The sequence below is a fragment of the Pseudomonas sp. H3_E04 genome, assembly GCF_054668915.1.
On the sequence record NZ_CP162797.1, the window covers coordinates 5632953 to 5656800 of the forward strand.

The window sequence follows — 23848 nt, forward strand, 5'->3', positions numbered from 1 at the left end:
TGGGTGTCAGGCCGAGATGCGCGCGATGGTGTCATCGCTGCGCAAGGTGAAGATCTCGTAGCCGGTGTCGGTGACCAGCAGGGTGTGTTCCCACTGGGCCGAGAGCTTGCGGTCCTTGGTGATCGCGGTCCAGCCGTCGCCCAGCACCTTAGTGTCGGCCTTGCCCTGGTTGATCATCGGTTCGATGGTGAAGGTCATGCCAGCCTTCAGTTCCATGCCGGTGCCGGCGCGACCGTAGTGAAGGATCTGCGGTTCTTCGTGGAAGACCTTGCCGATACCGTGGCCGCAGAACTCGCGCACGACCGAGAAACCGTTCTTTTCCGCGTGCTTCTGGATCACTTCACCGATGTCGCCAAGGCGGCAGCCGGGTTTGACGATCTCGATCGCCTTGTACATGCATTCCTGGGTGACTTGCGACAGGCGCTCGGCCCAGACCGGCACTTCGCCGACGTGAAACATGCGGCTGGTGTCGCCGTGGTAGCCGTCCTTGATCACCGTGACGTCGATGTTCAGGGTGTCGCCATTCTTCAGTGGTTTGTCGTTCGGGATGCCGTGGCAGACCACATGGTTGATCGATGTGCAGATCGACTTCGGGTAGCCCTTGTAGTTGAGCGGGGCGGGGATGGCCTGCTGCACATTGACGATGTAGTCGTGGCAGATCTGGTTGAGCTGATCGGTGGTCACGCCCGGTTTGACATGTTCGGCAATCATTTCCAGCACATCGGCGGCCAGTTTGCCGGCGACACGCATGCCAGCGATGTCCTCGGGGGTTTTGAGGTTGACGGTCATACAGGCTCTCTCTGCGCTCGGCGGCGCTTACGGATACGAATTGGGTGGCAAGCGTACATTTTGCGACCCTGAAAAACGCGATTCTACCAGACGGGAGGCGCAAATCCGCGTCTGCATGTCTGGCTTGTGCCTATACAATGGTGCCCATCGAGCCGATTCCAAGGGGGCTGCGCCCATGTCACTGGTGCGAATACAGATTCCGGGTTCCGTTTCTGCGCACCCTGTGGTATAAAATGCGCCGCTTTCCGGGTATGCCCCGAAAAGCTTAAATCCACACACGTGTCGACACGATGACCTGGGTGCCTTGGGCTTTATGCCTCTGGTTGGTCATTGGGATACGTGGAGGCCAAACCCGACTTATCAAGGAACTATCATGTCCCAAGTCAACATGCGCGATATGCTGAAGGCCGGTGTGCACTTCGGTCACCAAACCCGTTACTGGAATCCGAAAATGGGTAAGTACATTTTCGGCGCGCGTAACAAGATTCACATCATCAACCTTGAAAAAACCCTGCCAATGTTCAACGAAGCTCTGACTTTCGTAGAGCGTCTGGCCCAGGGCAAAAACAAGATTCTGTTCGTCGGCACCAAGCGTTCCGCTGGCAAGATCGTTGCTGAAGAAGCAGCACGTTGCGGTTCGCCGTACGTCGATCACCGCTGGTTGGGCGGCATGCTGACCAACTTCAAGACCATTCGTGCTTCCATCAAGCGTCTGCGTGACCTTGAAGTTCAAGCCGAAGACGGTACTTTCGCCAAGCTGACCAAGAAAGAAGCGCTGATGCGCTCCCGTGATCTTGAGAAGCTGGATCGTTCGCTGGGCGGCATCAAGGACATGGGTGGTCTGCCAGACGCACTGTTCGTGATCGACGTTGACCACGAGCGCATCGCGATCACCGAAGCCAACAAGCTGGGCATCCCGGTCATCGGCGTTGTCGATACCAACAGCAGCCCGGAAGGCGTTGACTACATCATCCCAGGCAACGATGACGCCATCCGCGCTATCCAGCTGTACATGGGTTCGATGGCTGACGCAGTTATCCGCGGTCGCAACAATGTTGCTGGCGGTACTGTTGAATTCGCAGCTGAAGAAACTCAGGCTGCAGCTGAGTAATCGACGCCCCTGGCGTTGACTCAGTAAGCAAAAAGGGGGCTTGGCCCCCTTTTTGCCACCTCGAAAACCATTTGTCGGCGCCCACGTCTGTATTTGTCATGTGCGGCAGCCAACATGGGTGGTTCGGGAAGAATTGAACGCCCGTTCGATCGGGTGGAATGGTTGAAAACCTATCCAAGAGGAATTTGAAAATGGCAGCAATTACTGCAGCGTTGGTCAAAGAACTGCGCGAGCGTACCGGCGAAGGCATGATGGATTGCAAGAAAGCCCTGGAAAAGGCTGACGGCGACATCGAAAAAGCCATTGATGACATGCGTGCTTCGGGCGCGATCAAGGCTGCGAAAAAAGCCGGCAACGTTGCCGCTGAAGGCGCAATCGCCATCAAATCGAATGACAAGGCAGCCGTGCTGCTGGAAGTCAACTCGCAGACCGACTTCCTGGCCCTGCAAGACGACTTCAAGAACTTCGTTGCTGCCAGCGTAGAAAAAGCTTTCGACGACAAACTGACCGACGCAGCTCCGCTGATCGCCGCTCAGGAATCGGCTCGTGAAGCTCTGGTTGCCAAAGTCGGCGAGAACGTCAACATCCGTCGTCTGGTACGCGTAGAAGGTGACGTTGTCGGCACTTACCTGCACGGTAACAAGATCGGTGTTGCTGTTGTCCTGAAAGGCGGTGACGTCGAGCTGGCCAAAGACATCGCTATGCACGTTGCTGCAAGCAACCCTGAGTTCCTGCTGCCTTCGCAAGTCTCCGACGAAGCGATCGAGCGTGAGAAAGCTGTGTTCCTGCAGCTGAACGAAGAAAAGATCAAAGGCAAGCCAGAAAACATTGTTGAGAACATGGTCAAGGGCCGTATCAGCAAGTTCCTGGCAGAAGCGAGCCTGGTCGAGCAGGCGTTCGTCAAGAACCCTGAAGTCAAGGTTGGCGAGCTGGCCAAGAAAGCCGGCGCAGAAATCGTTTCCTTCACTTACTTCAAAGTAGGCGAAGGCATCGAGAAGCCGGTCGACAACTTCGCTGAAGAAGTTGCTGCCCAGCTGGCTGCCGCCAAGCAATAAGACGGTTTTTCAACTGTCGCCCGAAAGAGGCTGCCCGCTCACGCGCGCAGCCTCTTTTCAGATGGGGTGCCAATTTTTTATTTGGTTTCCACCCGGAACTGACTTACAAAGCCATGTTCCGATGGCGCTGCAGCAGCGCCAAGCTAGAGTGAACGCCAGCTGTAAACAGCTCGCAAAGAATTTTAAATACGCCGCAGGAGAGATTCGCAATGGCTCAGCAGGGCAGTGGTTATCAGGCTCGCTATAAACGCATTCTACTCAAGCTTAGCGGCGAGGCCCTGATGGGCTCGGAAGAGTTCGGGATCGATCCTAAGGTGCTGGATCGCATGGCGCTGGAAGTCGGCCAACTGGTCGGCATTGGCGTGCAGGTCGGTCTGGTGATCGGTGGTGGCAACCTGTTCCGTGGCGAAGCCCTGAGCAAAGCCGGTATGGATCGGGTAACAGGCGACCACATGGGCATGCTGGCCACTGTGATGAACGCCCTGGCCATGCGCGATGCGCTGGAACGTGCCAATATCTCGGCCATCGTCATGTCGGCCATTTCCATGGTCGGTGTGACCGATCACTACGATCGCCGCAAAGCCATGCGCCACCTGAACTCCAAAGACGTCGTGATCTTCGCGGCCGGTACCGGCAATCCGTTCTTCACCACGGATTCGGCAGCCTGCCTGCGTGCAATCGAAATCGACGCCGACGTTGTGCTCAAGGCCACCAAGGTTGATGGCGTGTACACCGCAGACCCGTTCAAAGACCCGCATGCCGAGAAGTTCGATCATCTGACTTATGATGAAGTACTGGATCGCAAGCTGGGCGTAATGGATCTGACTGCTATCTGCCTGTGCCGCGATCACAAGATGCCGCTGCGCGTATTCAACATGAACAAGCCCGGCGCCCTGCTGAACATTGTGCACGGCGGCGCTGAAGGGACTTTGATCGAGGAAGGCCAACAATGATCAACGAAATCAAGAAAGACGCCCAAGCGCGTATGCAGAAATCCCTGGAATCTCTGAACCACGCGTTCGGCCAGATTCGTACCGGCAAGGCTCACCCGAGCATCCTCGGCAGCGTCATGGTGCCTTACTACGGCACTGACACTCCGCTGAGCGGCGTTGCCAACGTCACCGTGAAAGATTCGCGCACCCTGCAGGTCGTGGCCTTCGAGCGCAACATGCTCGCTGCCGTCGACAAGGCGATCCAGAGCGCCGGGCTGAACCTCAACCCGACCAACCTGGGCGAGTTGCTGCTGATCCCGATGCCGGCCCTCACCGAGGAAACGCGCAAAGGTTTCACCAAGCAGGCGCGCAGCGCAGCGGAAGACGCGCGCGTTGCTGTGCGCAACATCCGTCGTGATGCCTTGGGCGAGCTGAAGAAACTGGTCAAGGACAAGGAAATCAGCGAAGACGAAGAACGTCGTGCCATCGCTGATATCGATAAGCTGACCAAGGAATCCGAGGCCCAGATCACCAAGGCCACGGACGAGAAAGAAAAAGACCTGATGGCCGTATAAGGGTCGAGCTTTAAATGGACAAGACCAAGCAGACTGCGCCGTCCGCGGTGCCGCGCCATGTCGCGATCATCATGGATGGCAATAATCGCTGGGCGAAAAAACGCTTTATGCCGGGTGTCGCCGGGCATAAAGCGGGCGTGGATGCTGTGCGGGCGGTGATCGAGGTGTGCGCTGAGGCCAAGGTCGAAGTCCTGACCCTGTTCGCCTTCTCCAGTGAAAACTGGCAGCGCCCGGCCGATGAAGTCAGCGCCTTGATGGACCTGTTCTTCAAGGCGCTGCGTCGTGAGGCCAAGCGCCTTAACGACAACAACATCAGCCTGCGCATCATTGGTGATCGCTCGCGTTTCCACCCTGAGCTTCAGGCGGCAATGCGCGAAGCCGAGGCCATGACCGTCGGTGCCAACCGCTTTGTTCTGCAGATTGCTGCCAATTACGGCGGCCAGTGGGACATCGCGCAGGCCGCGCAGCGTCTAGCACGTGAAGTCCAGGCCGGGCACTTGCGCCCGGAAGACATCACTCCGGATCTGTTGCAGACCTGCCTGGCTACCGGCGATCTGCCGTTGCCTGACCTTTGCATCCGTACCGGTGGCGAGCACCGCATCAGCAACTTCCTGCTGTGGCAGCTGGCCTACGCCGAGTTGTACTTCTCCGACCTGTTCTGGCCGGACTTCAAACACGACGCCATGCGCACCGCGCTGGCCGATTTCGCTTCGCGCCAGCGTCGCTTCGGTAAAACGAGCGAACAGGTCGAAGCTGGAGCCCGGGTTTAATGCTTAAACAACGAATCATCACTGCACTGATCCTGCTGCCGATTGCCTTGTGCGGGTTTTTCCTGCTCAAAGGTGCCGGCTTCGCGCTGTTCATCGGTCTGGTAGTCAGCCTAGGTGCCTGGGAATGGGCACGTCTGGCGGGCTTTACCGCGCAGTCGTTCCGCGTCGGTTTTGCTGCCGTGGTCGCTCTGATGCTGTTCGTCATGTATGTGCTGCCGGGGCTTGCTCCCTGGGTGCTCGGTGCATCGGTGATCTGGTGGGCGGTTGCTACGTATCTGGTGCTGACGTATCCACGCTCCAGCGCGCATTGGTCCACGGCGGCGACCAAGCTGCTGATCGGCCTGCTGATCCTGCTGCCTGCGTGGCAGGGCCTGGTGCAGATCAAGCAATATCCGTTGGGCAACTGGTTGATCATGGCCGTGATGGTGCTGGTCTGGGGTGCGGACATCGGTGCTTACTTCTCCGGGCGCAAGTTCGGCAAGCGCAAGCTCGCGCCGCACGTCAGCCCGGGCAAAAGCTGGGAAGGCGTCTACGGTGGTCTGGCGCTGAGTCTGGTGATTACTGCGATTGTCGGGCTGGTGCGCGACTGGACCGTGGCCGAGCTGCTCAAAGGCTTGATCGGCGCTGCGGTGATTGTCTTCATTTCCGTGGTCGGTGACCTCACCGAGAGCATGTTCAAGCGTCAATCCGGCATCAAGGACAGCAGTAATCTGCTGCCCGGTCATGGCGGCGTGCTGGATCGCATCGACAGTCTGACCGCAGCCATTCCGGTGTTCGCCGTATTGCTCTGGATGGCTGCGCCGTGAGTCGTCCCCAGCAGATTACCGTGTTGGGTGCGACCGGTTCGATCGGTCTGAGCACTCTGGATGTGATTGCCCGTCATCCAGAGCGTTATCAGGTTTTTGCATTGAGTGGTTTCACCCGTCTTGGCGAATTGCTCGCGCTGTGCGTTCGTCATGTGCCGCAGTTTGCGGTGGTGCCCGAAGGCCCCGCCGCGCGTGGGTTGCAGGATGACTTGCGTGCAGCCGGCTTGCCGACTCGCGTCCTGGTGGGCGAGGAGGGCCTTTGTCAGGTTGCCTCCGCGCCTGAAGTCGACGCGGTCATGGCGGCCATTGTCGGTGCGGCGGGTTTGCGTCCGACGCTGGCTGCGGTGGAGGCGGGCAAGAAAATTCTGCTGGCCAACAAAGAAGCGCTGGTGATGTCCGGCGCTCTGTTCATGCAGGCCGTGCGCAAGAGCGGTTCGGTACTGCTGCCGATCGACAGTGAGCACAACGCGATTTTTCAGTGCATGCCCGCGGATTTCGCGCGCGGCTTGAGCTCGGTGGGTGTGCGGCGGATATTGCTCACAGCCTCTGGCGGTCCTTTCCGGCAGACGCCGATGGCCGAGCTGGCAGACGTTTCGCCTGAACAGGCTTGTGCGCATCCGAACTGGTCCATGGGGCGCAAGATCTCCGTGGATTCGGCGAGCATGATGAACAAGGGCCTTGAGTTGATCGAAGCCTGCTGGTTGTTCGATGCCAAACCGGCTCAGGTCGAAGTGGTGATTCATCCGCAAAGCGTGATCCACTCCCTGGTCGATTATGTCGATGGCTCGGTGCTGGCGCAGTTGGGTAACCCGGACATGCGCACACCGATCGCCAACGCCCTGGCCTGGCCAGAGCGGATCGATTCAGGCGTTTCGCCACTGGATCTGTTCGCCATCGCGCGACTGGATTTCGAGGCGCCCGATGAAAGCCGCTTCCCCTGCCTCCGTTTGGCTCGGCAGGCGGCCGAAGCTGGTGACAGCGCGCCGGCGATGCTCAATGCAGCCAATGAAGTGGCCGTGGCGGCGTTTCTCGACGGACGGGTTCGCTACCTGGAAATCGCGAGTATCATCGAGGAAGTTTTGAATCTGGAGCCGGTGGTGGCGCTGAGCGACCTCGATACCGTGTTTACGGCGGATGCCAAAGCGCGAGTGCTGGCTGAGCAGTGGTTGAGTCGGCACAGCCGATAGTTTTTTGTAACGCAACGGCGACACGCGACACTGAACAGGATTGCGGAGAAAGTAGATGAGCGCGCTCTATATGATTGCCGGCACCCTGATCGCCTTGGGTGTGCTGGTCACCTTCCATGAATTCGGCCACTTCTGGGTCGCGCGTCGCTGTGGCGTCAAGGTTCTGCGGTTCTCTGTGGGATTCGGCATGCCCCTGCTGCGCTGGCACGACAAGCAAGGCACCGAGTTCGTGGTCGCCGCGATTCCGCTGGGCGGCTACGTCAAGATGCTCGACGAGCGCGAAGGCGAAGTGCCGGTTGATCAACTCGATCAGTCGTTCAATCGCAAATCGGTACGTCAGCGTATTGCCATTGTCGCTGCCGGTCCGATTGCCAACTTTCTGCTGGCGTTAGTGTTCTTCTGGGTCTTGGCGATGCTCGGCAGCGAGCAGGTGCGTCCGGTCATCGGCGCGGTCGAGTCTGGCAGCATTGCCGCCAAGGCGGGTCTGAACGCTGGCCAGGAGATTGTCTCGATCGATGGCGAGCCGACCTCGGGTTGGGCTGCGGTCAATCTGCAACTGGTGCGTCGTCTCGGTGAGAGCGGTGCAATTCAATTGCTGGTGCGCGAGCAGGGTTCGACGGCAGAATCGCCGCGCACGCTGGCACTGGATAACTGGCTCAAAGGTGCCGACGAGCCGGATCCGATTCGCTCGCTGGGTATCCGTCCCTGGCGTCCGGCCTTGCCGCCGGTGCTTGCCGAGCTCGACCCGAAAGGCCCGGCTCAGGCGGCGGGGCTGAAAACCGGCGATCGCTTGCTGGCGCTTGATGGTCAGCCGCTGGATGACTGGCAACAAGTGGTCGATACCGTTCGTACGCGTCCTGATACCAAAATCATGCTGCGCGTCGAGCGCGACAGTGCTCAAATCGACGTCCCTGTGACGCTGGCGGCGCGCGGTGAAAGCAAAGCGCCAAGCGGTTATCTGGGCGCTGGCGTGAAAGCTATCGATTGGCCGCCGGAAATGATCCGCGAGGTCAGTTATGGCCCGCTGGCCGCGATTGGCGAGGGCGCCCGTCGCACTTGGACCATGAGCATTCTGACGCTGGATTCACTGAAGAAAATGCTGTTCGGCGAGCTCTCGGTAAAAAACTTGAGTGGACCGATAACCATTGCTAAAGTGGCGGGCGCTTCTGCCCAGTCGGGCGTCGCTGATTTCCTGAATTTCCTTGCTTATCTGAGTATTAGCCTGGGCGTTCTGAATTTGCTGCCCATTCCTGTACTGGATGGGGGGCATTTGTTGTTTTATCTGATCGAGTGGGTGCGTGGTCGCCCCTTGTCGGATCGGGTGCAAGGTTGGGGGATACAGATCGGTATCAGTTTGGTGGTCGGGGTGATGTTGCTTGCTCTGGTCAACGATCTGGGTCGACTGTAACGCTTCGCTGAATTGCGAATCTGCCGCATTTTGCGGCAGTTTGTTTATTGCCAGTTGGAATAAGAAAGGACTTCATGAAACGTCTGCTGCTAACTGCGGTTCTCACCGTATTGATGATCGCCGAAGTTCACGCCGAGTCCTTCACTATCTCTGATATTCGCGTCAATGGCCTCCAGCGGGTCTCCGCGGGTAGCGTCTTTGGTGCCTTGCCGTTGAACGTCGGCGAGCAGGCGGATGATCGTCGCCTGGTGGAATCCACTCGTGCGTTGTTCAAAACCGGTTTCTTTCAAGATATCCAGCTGGGCCGCGAAGGCAACGTTCTGGTCATCACCGTGGTCGAGCGTCCATCGGTCGCCAGTATCGAGATCGAAGGCAACAAGGCCATCTCTACTGAAGACCTGATGAAGGGCCTCAAGCAATCCGGTCTGGCCGAAGGCGAGATCTTCCAGCGCGCCACCCTCGAGGGTGTGCGTAACGAACTGCAACGTCAGTACGTCGCCCAGGGGCGCTATTCGGCTACTGTCGACACCGAAGTGGTTTCGCAGCCGCGTAACCGCGTGGGTCTGAAGGTGAAGATCAACGAAGGTACCGTCGCCGCCATCCAGCACATCAACGTGGTAGGCAACACGGTTTTTCCTGAGGAAGACCTGACCGACCTGTTCGAGCTGAAAACCACCAACTGGCTGTCGTTCTTCAAGAACGATGACAAATATGCCCGCGAAAAACTCTCCGGTGACCTGGAGCGTCTGCGTTCCTACTATCTGGACCGCGGCTATATCAACATGGACATCGCTTCGACCCAGGTATCGATTACCCCGGACAAAAAGCACGTCTATATCACCGTCAACGTCACCGAAGGCGAGAAGTACACCGTTCGTGATGTCAAGCTCAGCGGTGACCTGAAAGTCCCTGAAGATCAGGTCAAGTCGCTGTTGCTCGTGCAGAAAGGCCAGGTGTTCTCGCGCAAGCTGATGACCACCACCTCTGAATTGATCACCCGTCGTCTGGGCAACGAGGGCTATACCTTCGCCAACGTCAACGGCGTGCCTCAGCCGCACGATGATGACCACACTGTGGACATCCTCTTCGCTGTCGATCCGGGCAAGCGTGCCTACGTCAACCGCATCAACTTCCGTGGCAACACCAAGTCCGAGGACGAAGTGCTGCGTCGGGAAATGCGTCAGATGGAAGGCGGCTGGGCTTCGACCTACCTGATCGACCAGTCCAAGACCCGTCTGGAGCGTCTGGGCTTCTTCAAGGAAGTCAACGTTGAAACGCCGGCCGTGCCAGGTGTCGATGACCAGGTTGACGTCAACTACGCCGTTGAAGAACAGGCTTCCGGTTCGATTACCGCCAGCGTTGGTTTCGCGCAGAGTGCCGGTCTGATCCTCGGTGGTTCGATCACCCAAAACAACTTCCTCGGCACCGGTAACCGCGTCAGCATCGGCCTGACGCGCAGCGAATACCAGAGCCGCTACAACTTCGGCTACGTGGACCCGTACTGGACCGCCGATGGCGTGAGCCTGGGTTACAACGCGTTCTATCGCACCACTGACTACGACGAACTCGACACCGATCTTTCGAGCTACGCGGTAGACAGCCTGGGCGCCGGTGTCAACGTCGGCTACCCGATCAGTGAGACTTCGCGTCTGACCTTCGGTGCTTCCGTTCAGCAGGACGAAATCAGTACCGGTAGCTACACCGTCGACGAGATTTTCGACTTCGTTAACAAGGAAGGCGACAAATACCTGAACTTCAAGGCGTCTGCCGGCTGGTCCGAATCCACCTTGAACAAAGGCGTGCTGCCGACCCGTGGCCGGTCCCAGAGCCTGACTCTGGAAACCACCATCCCGGGTAGCGACCTGTCCTTCTTCAAGCTTGATTACCGTGGCCAGCTGTTCCAGCCGATCACTGAAAACTACACCATGCGCCTGCACACCGAACTGGGTTATGGCGACGGTTACGGTTCGACCGACGGCTTGCCGTTCTATGAAAACTACTATGCGGGTGGCTTTAACTCCGTACGTGGCTTCAAGGACAGCACGCTGGGTCCACGCAGTACACCGAGCCGCGGTGCAGCTGTAACGGGTAACTCGGGTACACTTGCCGATCCGGATCAGGATCCGCTGCCATTCGGTGGTAACGTGTTGATTCAAGGTGGCGTTGAAGTGTTGTTCCCGCTGCCGTTCGTGAAAGATCAGCGTTCTCTGCGGACCTCGGTGTTCTGGGACGTGGGTAACGTATTTGATTCCAAGTGCGACAAGACGACCAACGCGAGCGCGGGTTCGACGTCCAGCACTCAGTGCAACGACATCAGCCTGAGCAACATGGCCAGTTCCGTAGGTGTCGGCGTGACCTGGGTCACCGCACTGGGGCCTTTGAGCTTCGCCCTGGCGATGCCGGTCAAGAAACCGGATGACGCTGAAACTCAAGTGTTCCAATTCTCCCTCGGCCAGACGTTCTAAGCGTCTGACCCAAGATAACGACAATGGATTTTGTAGGAGTGCATCGTGCGTAAGTTGACTCAATTGGTTCTCCTGGCCTCCGTACTGGTGGCAGGCCCGGCGTTCGCCGACATGAAAATTGCCGTGCTGAACTATCAGATGGCACTGCTGGAATCCGACGCGGCGAAGAAGTACGCCGTGGATGCCGAGAAGAAGTTCGGCCCGCAGCTGACCAAGCTGAAAACCCTGGAAAGCAGCGCCAAAGGCATTCAGGATCGTCTGATGGCCGGTGGCGACAAGATGCAGCAGGGCGAGCGTGAGCGTCTGGAGCTGGAATTCAAGCAAAAGGCCCGTGACTTCCAGTTCCAGTCCAAGGAACTGAACGAAGCCAAAGCCGTGGCTGACCGCGAGATGCTCAAGCAGCTGAAGCCGAAGCTGGACAGCGCCGTGGAAGAAGTCATCAAGAAAGGTGGTTTTGACTTGGTATTCGAGCGTGGCGCAGTCATCGATGTCAAACCTCAGTACGACATCACGCGCCAGGTTATCGAGCGCATGAATCAGCTGAAGTAACCCATGACCGTGACTATCAGGCTCGGCCAGTTGGCCGAGCACCTCGGCGCCACCCTGCGTGGCGACCCCGAGACGCAAATTACTGGGCTAGCCACTTTGCAAGAGGCTGGCCCAGCTCAGTTGAGCTTTCTGGCAAATCCCCAATACCGCAAATACCTGGCCGGTTCTCAAGCAACTGCACTGCTGCTCAAGGAAGCCGACGCCGAAGGTTTCGCAGGTAATGCCTTGGTGGTGCCGGACCCTTACCTGGCCTATGCGCGCATCTCGCATCTGTTCGATCCAAAGCCAAAAGCGGCTGGCGGGATTCATCCGACAGCGGTGATCGCGGCGGACGCGGTGGTTGACCCGAGTGCCAGCATCGGTCCGTTCGTGGTGATCGAAGCCGGTGCACGCATCGCTGCACAGGTCACGCTGGGCGCGCATTGCGTGGTCGGCGCGCGCAGCGAAATCGGTGAAGGCGGCTGGCTGGCTCCGCGCGTGACGCTGTATCACGATGTGCGCATCGGCAAGCGTGTGGTTATTCAGTCCGGCGCAGTGATCGGCGGTGAGGGCTTCGGCTTCGCCAACGAAAAAGGCGTATGGCAGAAAATCGCCCAGATCGGTGGTGTGACCATCGGCGATGATGTCGAGATCGGCGTGAACACCGCCATCGACCGCGGCGCTCTGGCCGATACCGTGATTGGCAATGGCGTCAAGCTCGACAACCAGATTCAGATCGCACACAACGTCCAGGTCGGTGACCACACCGCCATGGCCGCGTGCGTCGGCATTTCCGGCAGCACCAAAATCGGCAAGCACTGCATGCTCGCCGGTGGTGTCGGTCTGGTCGGCCACATTGATATCTGCGACAACGTTTTCCTGACCGGAATGACCATGGTGACCCACTCGATTACCGAGCCGGGCGCCTATTCTTCCGGTACAGCCATGCAACCGGCGGCCGAATGGCGCAAAAGCGCGGCCCGTATCCGTCAGCTCGATGACATCGCGCGGCGGTTGAAACAGCTGGAAAAGCGCGTAGGGGAAGTGACCCCTGACGGCAATGCTTCATCTGATGGCTGATACCATTTCCATATCAAGTGTGCACAGCCTCTAGACTGCCTCCTTGATTTGCTAGAGGAGTGCGCGTCAGTCGCGCTCCCAATCTTTACATAGGCTTTCCCCTGAATGATGGACATCAACGAGATTCGCGAATACCTGCCTCACCGTTACCCGTTCCTGCTGGTGGACCGGGTGGTGGAACTGGACACTGAAGGCAAGCGAATTCGCGCCTACAAGAATGTCAGCATCAATGAACCGTTCTTCAATGGTCACTTCCCAGCGCATCCGATCATGCCGGGCGTGCTGATCATCGAAGCGATGGCTCAGGCTGCCGGGATCCTCGGTTTCAAGATGCTCGACGTCAAACCGGCCGACGGCACCCTGTATTACTTCGTCGGTTCCGACAAGCTGCGCTTCCGCCAGCCAGTCAAGCCGGGCGATCAGTTGATCCTTGAAGCGACCTTCATCAGCTGCAAGCGCAAGATCTGGAAGTTCGAGTGCCAGGCTTCGGTAGACGGCAAGCCGGTCTGCTCGGCAGAAATCATCTGTGCGGAACAGAAAGTATGAGTTTGATTGACCCTCGCGCAATCATCGATCCGTCCGCCGTTCTGGCTGACGGCGTCGAGGTCGGCCCGTGGTCGATCATCGGCGCAGGTGTGGAAATCGGCGAGGGTACCGTGATCGGGCCGCACGTGATCCTCAAGGGGCCGACCCGCATTGGTAAGCACAATCGCATCTACCAGTTTTCTTCGGTAGGCGAAGACACCCCGGATCTGAAGTACAAGGGCGAGGAAACCCGCCTGGTGATCGGCGACCATAACGTCATCCGGGAAGGCGTGACCATCCACCGTGGCACCGTTCAGGACCGTTCGGAAACCACTCTGGGTGATCACAACCTGATCATGGCCTATGCCCACATCGGCCATGACAGTGTCATCGGCAACCACTGCATTCTGGTCAACAACACTGCGTTGGCCGGGCATGTACACGTTGACGACTGGGCGATCCTCTCCGGTTTCACCCTGGTGCATCAGTACTGCCACATCGGCGCCCACAGCTTTTCGGGCATGGGCACGGCGATCGGCAAGGATGTTCCGGCGTTCGTCACCGTATTCGGCAACCCGGCCGAAGCGCGCAGCATGAACTTCGAAGGCATGCGCCGTCGCGGTTTCAGCGAAGACGCGATTCATGCGCTGCGCCGCGCCTACAAAACTGTCTACCGCCAGGGCCTGACGGTCGAGCAGGCGCTGGCCGAACTGGCCGAGCCGTCTGCGCAGTTCCCTGAAGTCGCCGTGTTCCGCGATTCGATCCAAGCGTCGACTCGCGGCATCACCCGCTGATCATGGCCAGTCTGCGTATTGCGCTGGTGGCGGGTGAGGCTTCCGGTGACATTCTCGGCGCTGGCCTCATGCGTGCGCTCAAGGCTCAGAACCCGGCAGTCGAGTTCATTGGCGTCGGCGGTCCGTTGATGCAGGCCGAAGGCCTGACTTCGTACTTTCCCATGGAGCGCTTGTCAGTCATGGGCCTGGTCGAAGTTCTTGGTCGTCTGCGTGAGTTGCTCAAGCGCCGCAAAGACTTGATTGCCACGCTGATCGCCGCCAGACCGGACGTGTTCATCGGTATCGATGCGCCGGATTTCAACCTCAATATCGAACTCCAGCTGCGTCAGGCCGGGATCAAGACCGTGCATTACGTCAGCCCGTCGGTATGGGCGTGGCGTCAGAAACGGGTGTTGAAGATCCGCGAAGGCTGCGATCTGATGCTGACCCTGCTGCCGTTCGAAGCGAAATTCTACGAAGAGAAAGGCGTTCCGGTGCGTTTCGTCGGCCACACCTTGGCCGATACCATTCCGCTGCAAGCTGATCGCGCCGCCGCCCGCGCCGAGCTGGGTTTGCCCGACGGTCCGCTGGTGGCGTTGATGCCGGGCAGTCGTGGCGGTGAAGTCAGTCGCCTCGGCGCGCTGTTCCTCGACACTGCCGAACGTCTGCGCGACATGCGTCCGGGCGTGCGCTTTGTCATTCCCTGTGCCAATCCTGAACGCCGCGTGCAACTCGAAGCGCTGCTGGTCGGCCGGGATTTGCCGGTGACACTACTCGATGGTAAATCGCATCTGGCCCTCGCCGCGTGCGATGCCGTGTTGATCGCCTCCGGCACTGCAACCCTGGAAGCGCTGCTGTACAAACGACCGATGGTGGTAGCGTATCGGTTGGCGCCGCTGACGTTCTGGATTCTCAAACGCATGGTCAAGAGCCCGTACGTGTCGCTGCCCAACTTGCTCGCCCAGCGCTTGCTGGTGCCGGAGTTGTTGCAGGATGATGCGACTGTCGAGGCCTTGGCGCAGACACTGTCGCCATTGATCGATGGCGGCGAGGAACAGACCCGCGGCTTCGACGAGATCCACCGCACGCTGCGGCGCGATGCTTCCAATCAGGCGGCGCAAGCCGTCCTTGACCTGATCGGCAAACCACAATGAGCAAGACAAGCATGCAAATGGGCCTGGATTTCACTCTGGTTGCCGAAGTCGAAGAACTGGTTGCCGGTGTCGATGAAGTCGGTCGTGGCCCGTTGTGCGGTGCGGTGGTGACAGCTGCGGTAATTCTCGATCCGAACCGGCCGATCCTCGGCCTCGACGATTCGAAAAAGCTCACCGAAGCCAAGCGCGAAAAGCTCTATGACGAGATCTGCGAAAAGGCCCTGAGCTGGTGCATCGCCCGCGCCGAAGTCGAAGAAATCGACGATCTGAATATCCTCCACGCGACCATGCTGGCCATGCAGCGCGCGGTCGCCGGTCTGCACATCCAGCCGAAACTGGCGATGATCGACGGCAACCGCTGCCCGCATTTGCCGATGCGCGCCGAGGCGGTGATTCAGGGCGACGGCAAGGTACCGGCCATCGCGGCGGCGTCGATTCTGGCCAAGGTCAGCCGTGACCGCGAGATGGCGGCATTCGAATTGATCTACCCGGGTTACGGCATCGGCGGCCATAAAGGCTACCCGACGCCCGTTCATCTGGAAGCACTGGCGCGGCTCGGCCCGACGCCGATTCACCGCCGCTCGTTCGCCCCGGTGCGCCTGGCTTACGAGGCGCGGGAAAGCCTGACGCAGGTTTAGGCGCAAGGCTGATGTTTTATTCGAGGCCCGGTACAATCCGGGCCTCGTTGTCTCTATGTAACTGGACAGGATCACTATGCCGGCTTCATTCGTTCATCTACGCCTGCACACTGAATACTCCCTGGTCGACGGGCTGGTGCGGATCAAGCCGCTGGTCAAAGCGCTGACTGCCATGAACATGCCGGCGGTCGCGGTCACCGACCAGAACAACATGTGTTCCCTGGTCAAGTTCTACAAAAACGCCATGGGGGCCGGGATCAAGCCGATCTGCGGTGCCGACCTGTGGCTGGCGAACAAGGACCCGGACGCACCGCTGAGCCGCCTCAGCCTGCTGGTGATGAACGCTCAGGGGTATCGCAATCTCACCGAACTGATCTCGCGGGGCTTCATTGAAGGCCAGCGCAACGGCATGGTCATCGTCGAGCGCGAGTGGGTGGCGGAGGCCAACGAAGGCCTGATCATGCTGTCCGCCGCCAAAGAAGGCGAGATCGGCATGGCCATGATCGGCGGCAATCCGGCGGAAGCCGAAGCGCTGGCGCGTGAGTGGATGGCGGTGTTCCCGGATCGCTTCTATCTGGAGATCCAGCGCACCAACCGCCCCAACGACGAAGAACAACTGCACGGCGCCGTGGCGCTGGCCGACAAGCTTGGCGCACCGCTGGTGGCGACCAACGATGTGCGCTTCATCAAGCAGGAAGACTTCGCCGCGCACGAAACCCGTGTGTGCATCGGTGAAGGCCGCGCCCTCGACGACCCGCGTCGGTCCAAGAATTACAGCGATCAGCAATACCTGAAAAGCGCCGAGGAAATGCTCGAGCTGTTCAGCGATATTCCCGACGCTATCGAAAACACCGTCGAGATCGCCAAGCGCTGCAACATCGAAGTGAAGCTGGGCACGCACTTCCTGCCCAACTTCCCGATTCCCGATGGCATGACCATCGACGAATATTTCCGCAAGGTCTCTTTCGAAGGTCTCGAAGAGCGCCTGTCGGTGCTGCTGCCCAAGGACACCACCGAAGACTACGAAGCCAAGCGCCAGGTCTATGTCGACCGCTTGAATTTCGAGCTGGATATCATCATCCAGATGGGCTTTCCCGGTTACTTCCTGATCGTGATGGACTTTATCCAGTGGGCCAAGAACAACGGCGTACCGGTGGGGCCGGGCCGTGGATCGGGCGCCGGTTCGCTGGTGGCTTACGTACAGAAGATCACCGACCTCGACCCGCTGGAATATGACCTGCTGTTCGAACGTTTCCTCAACCCGGAACGGGTCTCGATGCCCGACTTCGACGTCGACTTTTGCATGGACGGTCGTGACCGCGTGATCGACTATGTGGCCGAGAAATACGGCCGCAATGCGGTAAGCCAGATCATCACCTTCGGCTCCATGGCCGCCAAGGCTGTGGTCCGTGACGTGGCGCGAGTGCAGGGCAAGTCCTACGGCCTGGCGGATCGTCTGTCGAAGATGATTCCGTTCGAAGTCGGCATGACCCTGGAAAAAGCCTACGAGCAGGAAGAGATCCTGCGTGACTTCATCAAGGTCGATGAAGAAGCGGCGGAAATCTGGGAGATGGCGCGCAAGCTCGAGGGCGTGGTGCGTAACGTCGGCAAACACGCCGGTGGTGTGGTGATCGCACCGACCAAGCTGACCGACTTCTCGCCGATCTATTGCGACGAGGCCGGCGACGGTCTGGTAACCCAGTTCGACAAGGACGACGTTGAGGCCGCCGGTCTGGTGAAGTTCGACTTCCTCGGTCTGCGTACGCTGACGATCATTGACTGGGCGCTGAAAACCATCAATCGCGACCGCGCCAAGGTCAACGAGCCGCCGCTCGATATCGCCTTTATTCCGCTGGACGACAAACCGACCTACCAACTGCTGCAAAAAGCAGAAACCACGGCGGTGTTCCAGCTTGAATCCCGGGGCATGAAGGAGCTGATCAAAAAGCTCAAGCCCGACTGCCTGGAAGACTTGATCGCACTGGTGGCACTGTTCCGTCCGGGGCCGCTGCAATCGGGCATGGTGGACGACTTCATCAACCGTAAGCACGGTCGCGCCGAACTGGCCTATCCGCACTCCGACTACCAGTACGACGGCCTCAAGCCGGTACTGGCACCGACTTACGGCATCATCCTGTATCAGGAACAGGTGATGCAGATTGCCCAGGTCATGGCCGGTTACACCCTCGGCGGTGCGGACATGCTGCGTCGGGCGATGGGTAAGAAAAAGCCTGAAGAAATGGCCAAGCAGCGCGGCGGTTTCATTGAGGGTTGCGCGACCAACGGCATCGACGCCGATCTTGCCGGTAACATTTTCGACCTGGTGGAAAAATTCGCCGGTTACGGCTTCAACAAATCCCACTCCGCCGCTTACGGTCTGGTGTCGTACCAGACCGCTTGGCTGAAAGCCCATTACCCAGCGCCGTTCATGGCCGCGGTACTCTCGGCCGATATGCACAACACCGACAAGGTCGTGACCTTGATCGAAGAAGTGCGGACGATGAAGCTGCGCCTCGACGCGCCGGACGTTAACACTTCCGAGTTCAAGTTCACGGTGAACGACGACGGCCGCATCGTTTACGGCCTCGGCGCGATCAAGGGTGTCGGTGAAGGTCCGGTGGAAGCGATTACCGAAGCGCGTCAGGCCGGCCCGTTCAAGGATCTGTTCGATTTCTGCGCACGGGTCGATCTCAAGCGCATCAACAAGCGCACCCTCGACGGCCTGATCCGCAGCGGCGCGCTGGATCGTCTCGGCCCGTATTTCCACGACGAGCAAAAGGCCTATCAAGCCAACATCGACCGTAACCGCGCGGTACTGCTGGCGGCGATGGAAGAAGCGATCAAGGCTGCCGAGCAGACCGCGCGTACCCACGACAGCGGCCACGCCGATCTGTTTGGCGGCTTGTTCGTCGAAGAAGATGCCGACGTTTATGCGTCCCATCGCAAGGCCAAGGAACTGACCCTCAAGGAACGCCTCAAGGGTGAAAAAGACACCCTGGGCCTGTACCTGACCGGTCACCCGATCGACGAATACGAAGGCGAGATCCGCCGCTTCGCCCGCCAGCGCATCATCGACCTGAAACCGGCGCGCGACACGCAGACCGTGGCGGGGATGATCATTGCCCTGCGGGTGATGAAGAACAAGAAGGGCGACAAGATGGGCTTCATCACCCTCGACGACCGCTCCGGGCGGATCGAGGCGTCGCTGTTTGCCGATGCGTTTCATTCGGCGCAGTCGCTGCTGCAGACCGACGCGATGGTGGTGGTCGAAGGCGAGGTCAGCAACGACGACTTCTCCGGCGGCCTGCGCCTGCGGGTCAAGCGGGTGATGAGCATGGAGGATGCGCGGACCAATCTTGCCGAGAGTCTGCGCCTGAAGCTGCACACCCAGGATTTGAAAGGCGATCAGCTACGCTGGTTGGGCGAACTGCTCAAGCGTCATCGCGGCGCATGCCCGGTGACCATGGAGTACACCAGCCCCGACGCGAAGACCTTGCTGCAGTTCGGCGAGACCTGGCGGATCGACCCGGCGGATACGTTGATTCAAGCCCTGCGTGACCAGTTCGGGCGAGACAACGTCTTCCTCCAATACCGTTGACCGGCAGGTGCCATCATTGCGCTTGCCCGCAACCTGAATTTTTAATCTCGACCTCAGCGCGCCTCTCCCTTAAGGTAGGGCGCGAATAGACAACCGGCCGGCCCAAGCTCATTTGGGACACGACCCAAGACGGACGCCTATGAACCCGAATTTTCTAGATTTCGAACAGCCGATCGCCGACCTGCAAGCCAAGATCGAAGAGTTGCGCTTGGTCGGTAATGACAATTCGCTGAATATCGGCGATGAGATCTCCCGCCTGCAGGACAAGAGCAAGACGCTGACCGAAGACATTTTCGGCAAGCTGACCAGCTGGCAGATCGCACGCCTGGCGCGTCACCCGAAACGTCCTTACACCCTCGATTACATCGAGCACATCTTCACTGAGTTCGACGAATTGCACGGCGACCGTCACTTCTCCGACGACGCTGCCATCGTTGGTGGTATCGCCCGTCTGGAAGATCAGCCGGTGATGATCATCGGTCACCAGAAGGGCCGTGAAGTGCGCGAGAAAGTCCGCCGCAACTTCGGCATGCCGCGTCCGGAAGGCTACCGCAAGGCCTGCCGTCTGATGGAGATGGCCGAGCGCTTCAAGATGCCGATCCTGACCTTCATCGACACCCCGGGTGCCTACCCTGGCATCGACGCTGAAGAGCGCAACCAGAGCGAAGCGATTGCCTGGAACCTGCGCGTGATGTCGCGCCTGAAGACTCCAATCATCGCCACCGTTATCGGTGAAGGTGGTTCCGGTGGTGCACTGGCCATCGGCGTTTGCGATCAACTGAACATGCTGCAGTATTCGACCTACGCGGTGATCTCGCCGGAAGGTTGCGCATCGATTCTGTGGAAAACTGCCGAGAAAGCGCCGGATGCTGCTGAGGCGATGGGCATCACTGCCGAGCGCCTGAAAGGCTTGGGCATCGTCGACAAGGTGATCAGCGAGCCACTGGGCGGCGCACACCGTGATCCGGCTGCTGCCGCCGCTTCGATCCGTGCCGAGCTGAGCTCGCAGTTGGCGATGCTGAAGAAGTTCGATAACGAAGCGCTGCTCAAGCGCCGTTATGATCGCCTGATGAGCTACGGTCTCTAAGTCGAGCGCAATACCCATGTGGGAGCGGGCTTGCTCGCGAAAGCGGTATCACAGTCGACGAATGTGTTGAATGTTGAGACGCCTTCGCGAGCAAGCCCGCTCCCACATTTGATTGGGGCATAGAGGCGGATATGAGTCAGCGTTCGATGGATTTGCCTTCACGGCTTCTGCTGAACCTTGAGCCCTGGCGCCACGCCGCTCACTGGCGCATCGCTTTCTCCGGCGGTCTCGATTCCACCGTCCTCTTGCATCTGCTCGCCACTCTGGCGAAAAGCCAATCCCTCCCAGCGCTAAGCGCCATCCACATCCATCATGGCCTCCAGGCTGCGGCCGATGCGTGGCCGCAACATTGCCAGGCTGTTTGCGATGCGCTGGATGTTCCGTTGCGCGTGGAGCATGTGACGGTGCAGTCGGGGGCGAGCATTGAGCGGGCGGCGCGGGATGCGCGTTATGCGGTGTTCAGTTCACTGACACAGGCCACTGACGTGCTGCTGACCGCTCAGCACCGCGACGATCAAGCGGAAACGCTGCTGTTTCGGCTGTTGCGCGGTGCCGGTGTACGCGGACTCGGCGCAATGCCGCAGCGGCGCCCAGTGGGGCAGGGCACGCTGGTTCGACCGTTGCTCGACGTCAGCCGCGCCGAGCTGGAAAGTTATGCACAGGCGCATCAGTTGCGCTGGATTGAGGACCCGTCGAACCAGGACCGGCAGTTTTCGCGCAACTATCTGCGCCATCAAGTCATGCCGGTTCTCACCGAGCGCTGGCCGCAAGCGCAGGCGAGCATGGCGCGCACGGCTGGGCATCTGCGTGAGGCGCAGGGCTTGCTCGATGAGCTGGCGCAGATCGATCTCGCACAAGCCGAAACGGTCCATGAATTCGCTTGGCTGGGTGTGCCATCCCTGGAGTTGACATCATTGAGGGCATTGTCTGACGCACGCCAGCGAAATGCCCTCAGCCACTGGCTCGAACCGTTGACCCGGCTGCCAGATGCTGACCATTGGTCGGGTTGGACAACGCTGTGCAATGCCGGCGCCGACGCTTCTCCGATCTGGCGTCTGGCCGACGGAGAGCTGCACCGCAGCGTCGGTCGCGTCTGGTGGCTGAGCGGCAATTGGTTGCGCACGCCAGTGAGCGGCTTCGACTGGCAGACCCCGACTTCAGCGCTACGCTTGCCGGATAACGGACGCGTCATGCTCCACGGACATGCTCCATCCGGGCCTTTGCGTATTGCCTACCGGCAGGGCGGTGAGGTCATGCAACTGGCCGAGCGCGGCAGCCGTGATCTCAAGCGTCTGCTCAACGAGCGCGCGGTACCGGCCTTCGTGCGTGGCAGATTGCCGCTGCTGTTTCGTGGCGAAGAATTGCTCGCCGTGGCGAACCTGTCGGGTCTTGCTGGTCAGATGGACGAAGGCTGGACATTGCACTGGCAGCCAACAGACGAAGATCAAGGTTTGAGCTGAAAGGAGCATTCCGGTAGACTACGCTCCCTTCTTGATACAACTTCTGTGGATTCGCCTGAATTGCAGGAGTTGCCGATTACCAAGCAGTCTTTGCTGGGCGATTCCAAAAAATGTGTAGCGAGCAACGTACCGGTGTTTCATCTGCCGGTCTGTCACAACGCGGCGGTTTTTTCGAAAGGTGCACTGTGATTAATGCAGGTGATCGGGGGCTTCGGCCTTCCTTCGCTTTCCCCGGCGGCTCGTTCCGCTTTAACGCAGACTTCTAGGGTTTTTCATGACGCGCTACATATTCGTCACGGGCGGTGTTGTTTCTTCATTGGGGAAAGGCATTGCCTCGGCTTCATTGGCGGCTATCCTGGAGGCGCGGGGGCTTAAGGTCACCATGCTGAAGCTGGATCCGTACATCAACGTCGATCCAGGCACCATGAGTCCGTTCCAGCACGGTGAAGTGTTCGTCACCCACGACGGCGCCGAGACCGACCTGGATCTGGGGCACTACGAGCGGTTCATCCGCACGACCATGACCCAGAACAACAACTTCACCACCGGCCGTGTCTACGAGCACGTGCTGCGCAAAGAGCGCCGTGGCGACTATCTGGGTGCAACCATCCAGGTGATCCCGCACATCACCGACGAAATCAAGCGCCGCATCATCAAGGGTGCCGGTGACGCAGACGTGGCGATGGTCGAGATCGGTGGCACCGTCGGTGACATCGAGTCGCAACCATTCCTCGAAGCCATCCGCCAGTTGCGTTTCGAAGTCGGCGCCAAGCGCGCGATGCTGATGCACCTGACGCTGGTGCCGTACATCGCCACCGCTGGCGAAACCAAGACCAAGCCGACCCAGCACTCCGTCAAGGAACTGCGTTCGATCGGTCTGCAGCCAGACGTGCTGGTGTGCCGTTCCGATCACCCGATCGACGTGTCCTCGCGTCGCAAGATCGCGCAATTCACCAACGTTGAAGAGCGTGCGGTGATCGCCCTGGAAGACGCCGATACCATCTACAAGATCCCGGGCATCCTGCATTCGCAGGGCCTGGACGATTTCGTCGTTGAGCGTTTCGGTCTGCAGTGCGGCAGCGCCGACCTGTCCGAGTGGGACGCAGTGGTCGATGCCAAGCTGAACCCGGAACACGAAGTGACCATCGCCATGGTCGGCAAGTACATGGAACTGCTCGACGCCTACAAGTCGCTGATCGAAGCGATGAGCCATGCCGGCATCAGCAACCGCACCAAGGTCAACCTGCGCTACATCGATTCCGAAGACATCGAGAACCAGGGCACTGCGCTGCTCGAAGGTGTCGACGCGATTCTGGTGCCGGGCGGCTTCGGTCTGCGCGGCGTGGAAGGCAAGATCACTGCCGTTCAGTACGCTCGCGAAAACAAGGTTCCGTACCTCGGTATCTGCCTGGGCATGCAAGTAGCGGTCATCGAGTTCGCCCGTAACGTGCTGGGCTGGAAAGATGCCAACTCCACCGAGTTCGATCGTGCCAGCGGCCATCCGGTTGTCGGTCTGATCACCGAGTGGGAAGACGCCACCGGCGCTGTCGAAGTGCGTACCGAAGCGTCCGATCTGGGCGGCACCATGCGCCTCGGCGCGCAGGATTGCCTGCTCGAGCCGGGCTCCAAAGTGCACGATTGCTACGGCAAGGATGTGATCGTCGAGCGTCACCGTCACCGTTACGAAGTGAACAACAACCTGCTGCCGCAGATCATCGAAGCCGGCCTGAAAATCTCCGGTCGTTCCGCCGATGCTGCGCTGGTCGAAGTGGTAGAAGCGCCGGATCATCCATGGTTCGTCGCTTGCCAGTTCCACCCTGAGTTCACCTCGACCCCACGCGACGGTCATCCGCTGTTCAGCGGTTTCGTCAAAGCCGCGTTGGCTCAACACCAGAAGAAGGCGTAAC

General features: G+C 59.4%; 20 protein-coding genes. 19 read left to right on the forward strand and 1 reads right to left on the reverse strand.

What is annotated here, in order from left to right:
• Nucleotides 1–6 precede the first annotated feature (6 nt).
• On the reverse strand, nt 7–789 hold the full coding sequence (gene map, locus AB4N53_RS25235; RefSeq protein WP_056783207.1) for a type I methionyl aminopeptidase: 783 nt from the start codon (nt 787–789) through the stop codon (nt 7–9).
• A 373-nt stretch (nt 790–1162) separates the two neighbouring features.
• On the opposite strand from map, the gene rpsB reads away from it, so the two are divergent.
• The 19 genes from rpsB to AB4N53_RS25330 all read left to right on the forward strand — a co-directional run bounded on the left by rpsB (nt 1163) and on the right by AB4N53_RS25330 (nt 23847).
• Nucleotides 1163–1900 (forward strand): 30S ribosomal protein S2, encoded by a 738-nt coding sequence (gene rpsB, locus AB4N53_RS25240; RefSeq protein ID WP_003222119.1) that lies wholly within the window; start codon nt 1163–1165, stop codon nt 1898–1900.
• Between the two features lie 191 nt (nt 1901–2091).
• Nucleotides 2092–2955: a translation elongation factor Ts gene (tsf, locus tag AB4N53_RS25245; RefSeq protein ID WP_460124458.1), complete on the forward strand. Its 864-nt coding sequence runs from the start codon at nt 2092–2094 to the stop codon at nt 2953–2955.
• A gap of 209 nt (nt 2956–3164) precedes the next feature.
• Nucleotides 3165–3908: a UMP kinase gene (pyrH, locus tag AB4N53_RS25250; protein WP_003222124.1), complete on the forward strand. Its 744-nt coding sequence runs from the start codon at nt 3165–3167 to the stop codon at nt 3906–3908.
• Nucleotides 3905–4462, forward strand: coding sequence for a ribosome recycling factor (frr, locus tag AB4N53_RS25255; protein ID WP_007954771.1), 558 nt, complete (start codon nt 3905–3907; stop codon nt 4460–4462). Before pyrH ends, frr begins: the two co-directional genes overlap by 4 nt.
• 14 nt (nt 4463–4476) lie before the next feature.
• On the forward strand, nt 4477–5232 hold the full coding sequence (uppS, locus tag AB4N53_RS25260) for a polyprenyl diphosphate synthase (RefSeq protein ID WP_016771475.1): 756 nt from the start codon (nt 4477–4479) through the stop codon (nt 5230–5232).
• Nucleotides 5232–6038: a phosphatidate cytidylyltransferase gene (locus AB4N53_RS25265; RefSeq protein WP_460124461.1), complete on the forward strand. Its 807-nt coding sequence runs from the start codon at nt 5232–5234 to the stop codon at nt 6036–6038. Before uppS ends, AB4N53_RS25265 begins: the two co-directional genes overlap by 1 nt.
• Nucleotides 6035–7225, forward strand: a complete 1191-nt coding sequence (gene ispC / locus AB4N53_RS25270) for a 1-deoxy-D-xylulose-5-phosphate reductoisomerase (RefSeq protein ID WP_460124464.1) — start codon at nt 6035–6037, stop codon at nt 7223–7225. Before AB4N53_RS25265 ends, ispC begins: the two co-directional genes overlap by 4 nt.
• A gap of 55 nt (nt 7226–7280) precedes the next feature.
• Entirely contained in the window at nt 7281–8633 is a 1353-nt protein-coding gene (rseP, locus tag AB4N53_RS25275) for a sigma E protease regulator RseP (protein ID WP_434767867.1), read from the forward strand.
• Between the two features lie 74 nt (nt 8634–8707).
• Nucleotides 8708–11098, forward strand: coding sequence for an outer membrane protein assembly factor BamA (gene bamA / locus AB4N53_RS25280; RefSeq protein ID WP_460124467.1), 2391 nt, complete (start codon nt 8708–8710; stop codon nt 11096–11098).
• A 45-nt stretch (nt 11099–11143) separates the two neighbouring features.
• A complete protein-coding gene (locus tag AB4N53_RS25285; protein ID WP_003222140.1) occupies nt 11144–11647 on the forward strand; it encodes an OmpH/Skp family outer membrane protein in 504 nt (167 codons plus the stop codon).
• Between the two features lie 3 nt (nt 11648–11650).
• Entirely contained in the window at nt 11651–12706 is a 1056-nt protein-coding gene (gene lpxD / locus AB4N53_RS25290) for a UDP-3-O-(3-hydroxymyristoyl)glucosamine N-acyltransferase (RefSeq protein WP_460124470.1), read from the forward strand.
• Between the two features lie 105 nt (nt 12707–12811).
• Entirely contained in the window at nt 12812–13252 is a 441-nt protein-coding gene (fabZ, locus tag AB4N53_RS25295) for a 3-hydroxyacyl-ACP dehydratase FabZ (protein WP_016771469.1), read from the forward strand.
• Nucleotides 13249–14025 (forward strand): acyl-ACP--UDP-N-acetylglucosamine O-acyltransferase, encoded by a 777-nt coding sequence (gene lpxA, locus AB4N53_RS25300; RefSeq protein ID WP_016771468.1) that lies wholly within the window; start codon nt 13249–13251, stop codon nt 14023–14025. The genes fabZ and lpxA overlap by 4 nt, the downstream gene beginning before the upstream one ends.
• Nucleotides 14026–14027: 2 nt before the next feature.
• Nucleotides 14028–15158 carry a lipid-A-disaccharide synthase gene (gene lpxB / locus AB4N53_RS25305; RefSeq protein ID WP_460124473.1) on the forward strand — a complete coding sequence of 377 codons (1131 nt, stop codon included), beginning with the start codon at nt 14028–14030 and terminating at the stop codon, nt 15156–15158.
• Nucleotides 15159–15169: 11 nt separating this feature from the next.
• A complete protein-coding gene (rnhB, locus tag AB4N53_RS25310; RefSeq protein ID WP_016771466.1) occupies nt 15170–15796 on the forward strand; it encodes a ribonuclease HII in 627 nt (208 codons plus the stop codon).
• Nucleotides 15797–15872: 76 nt separating this feature from the next.
• Nucleotides 15873–19394 (forward strand): DNA polymerase III subunit alpha, encoded by a 3522-nt coding sequence (gene dnaE / locus AB4N53_RS25315; RefSeq protein ID WP_460124476.1) that lies wholly within the window; start codon nt 15873–15875, stop codon nt 19392–19394.
• A 139-nt stretch (nt 19395–19533) separates the two neighbouring features.
• A complete protein-coding gene (locus AB4N53_RS25320; RefSeq protein WP_108225216.1) occupies nt 19534–20481 on the forward strand; it encodes an acetyl-CoA carboxylase carboxyltransferase subunit alpha in 948 nt (315 codons plus the stop codon).
• Nucleotides 20482–20612: 131 nt separating this feature from the next.
• On the forward strand, nt 20613–21941 hold the full coding sequence (tilS, locus tag AB4N53_RS25325) for a tRNA lysidine(34) synthetase TilS (protein WP_460124479.1): 1329 nt from the start codon (nt 20613–20615) through the stop codon (nt 21939–21941).
• A gap of 274 nt (nt 21942–22215) precedes the next feature.
• Nucleotides 22216–23847, forward strand: coding sequence for a CTP synthase (locus AB4N53_RS25330; RefSeq protein WP_016771462.1), 1632 nt, complete (start codon nt 22216–22218; stop codon nt 23845–23847).
• The last annotated feature ends 1 nt before the right edge of the window (nt 23848 follow it).

Excerpts from the sequence above, each read along its gene's own strand:
- frr (WP_007954771.1), top strand. The coding sequence starts at position 3,905 with ATGATCAACGAAATCAAGAAAGACGCCCAAGCGCGTATGCAGAAATCC.
- bamA (WP_460124467.1), top strand. The coding sequence starts at position 8,708 with ATGAAACGTCTGCTGCTAACTGCGGTTCTCACCGTATTGATGATCGCC.
- AB4N53_RS25320 (WP_108225216.1), top strand. The coding sequence starts at position 19,534 with ATGAACCCGAATTTTCTAGATTTCGAACAGCCGATCGCCGACCTGCAA.
- fabZ (WP_016771469.1), top strand. The coding sequence starts at position 12,812 with ATGATGGACATCAACGAGATTCGCGAATACCTGCCTCACCGTTACCCG.
- lpxD (WP_460124470.1), top strand. The coding sequence starts at position 11,651 with ATGACCGTGACTATCAGGCTCGGCCAGTTGGCCGAGCACCTCGGCGCC.
- AB4N53_RS25265 (WP_460124461.1), top strand. The coding sequence starts at position 5,232 with ATGCTTAAACAACGAATCATCACTGCACTGATCCTGCTGCCGATTGCC.
- uppS (WP_016771475.1), top strand. The coding sequence starts at position 4,477 with ATGGACAAGACCAAGCAGACTGCGCCGTCCGCGGTGCCGCGCCATGTC.
- rpsB (WP_003222119.1), top strand. The coding sequence starts at position 1,163 with ATGTCCCAAGTCAACATGCGCGATATGCTGAAGGCCGGTGTGCACTTC.
- lpxB (WP_460124473.1), top strand. The coding sequence starts at position 14,028 with ATGGCCAGTCTGCGTATTGCGCTGGTGGCGGGTGAGGCTTCCGGTGAC.
- rseP (WP_434767867.1), top strand. The coding sequence starts at position 7,281 with ATGAGCGCGCTCTATATGATTGCCGGCACCCTGATCGCCTTGGGTGTG.
- dnaE (WP_460124476.1), top strand. The coding sequence starts at position 15,873 with ATGCCGGCTTCATTCGTTCATCTACGCCTGCACACTGAATACTCCCTG.
- pyrH (WP_003222124.1), top strand. The coding sequence starts at position 3,165 with ATGGCTCAGCAGGGCAGTGGTTATCAGGCTCGCTATAAACGCATTCTA.
- tilS (WP_460124479.1), top strand. The coding sequence starts at position 20,613 with ATGAGTCAGCGTTCGATGGATTTGCCTTCACGGCTTCTGCTGAACCTT.
- lpxA (WP_016771468.1), top strand. The coding sequence starts at position 13,249 with ATGAGTTTGATTGACCCTCGCGCAATCATCGATCCGTCCGCCGTTCTG.
- AB4N53_RS25330 (WP_016771462.1), top strand. The coding sequence starts at position 22,216 with ATGACGCGCTACATATTCGTCACGGGCGGTGTTGTTTCTTCATTGGGG.
- tsf (WP_460124458.1), top strand. The coding sequence starts at position 2,092 with ATGGCAGCAATTACTGCAGCGTTGGTCAAAGAACTGCGCGAGCGTACC.
- map (WP_056783207.1), bottom strand. The coding sequence starts at position 789 with ATGACCGTCAACCTCAAAACCCCCGAGGACATCGCTGGCATGCGTGTC.
- rnhB (WP_016771466.1), top strand. The coding sequence starts at position 15,170 with ATGCAAATGGGCCTGGATTTCACTCTGGTTGCCGAAGTCGAAGAACTG.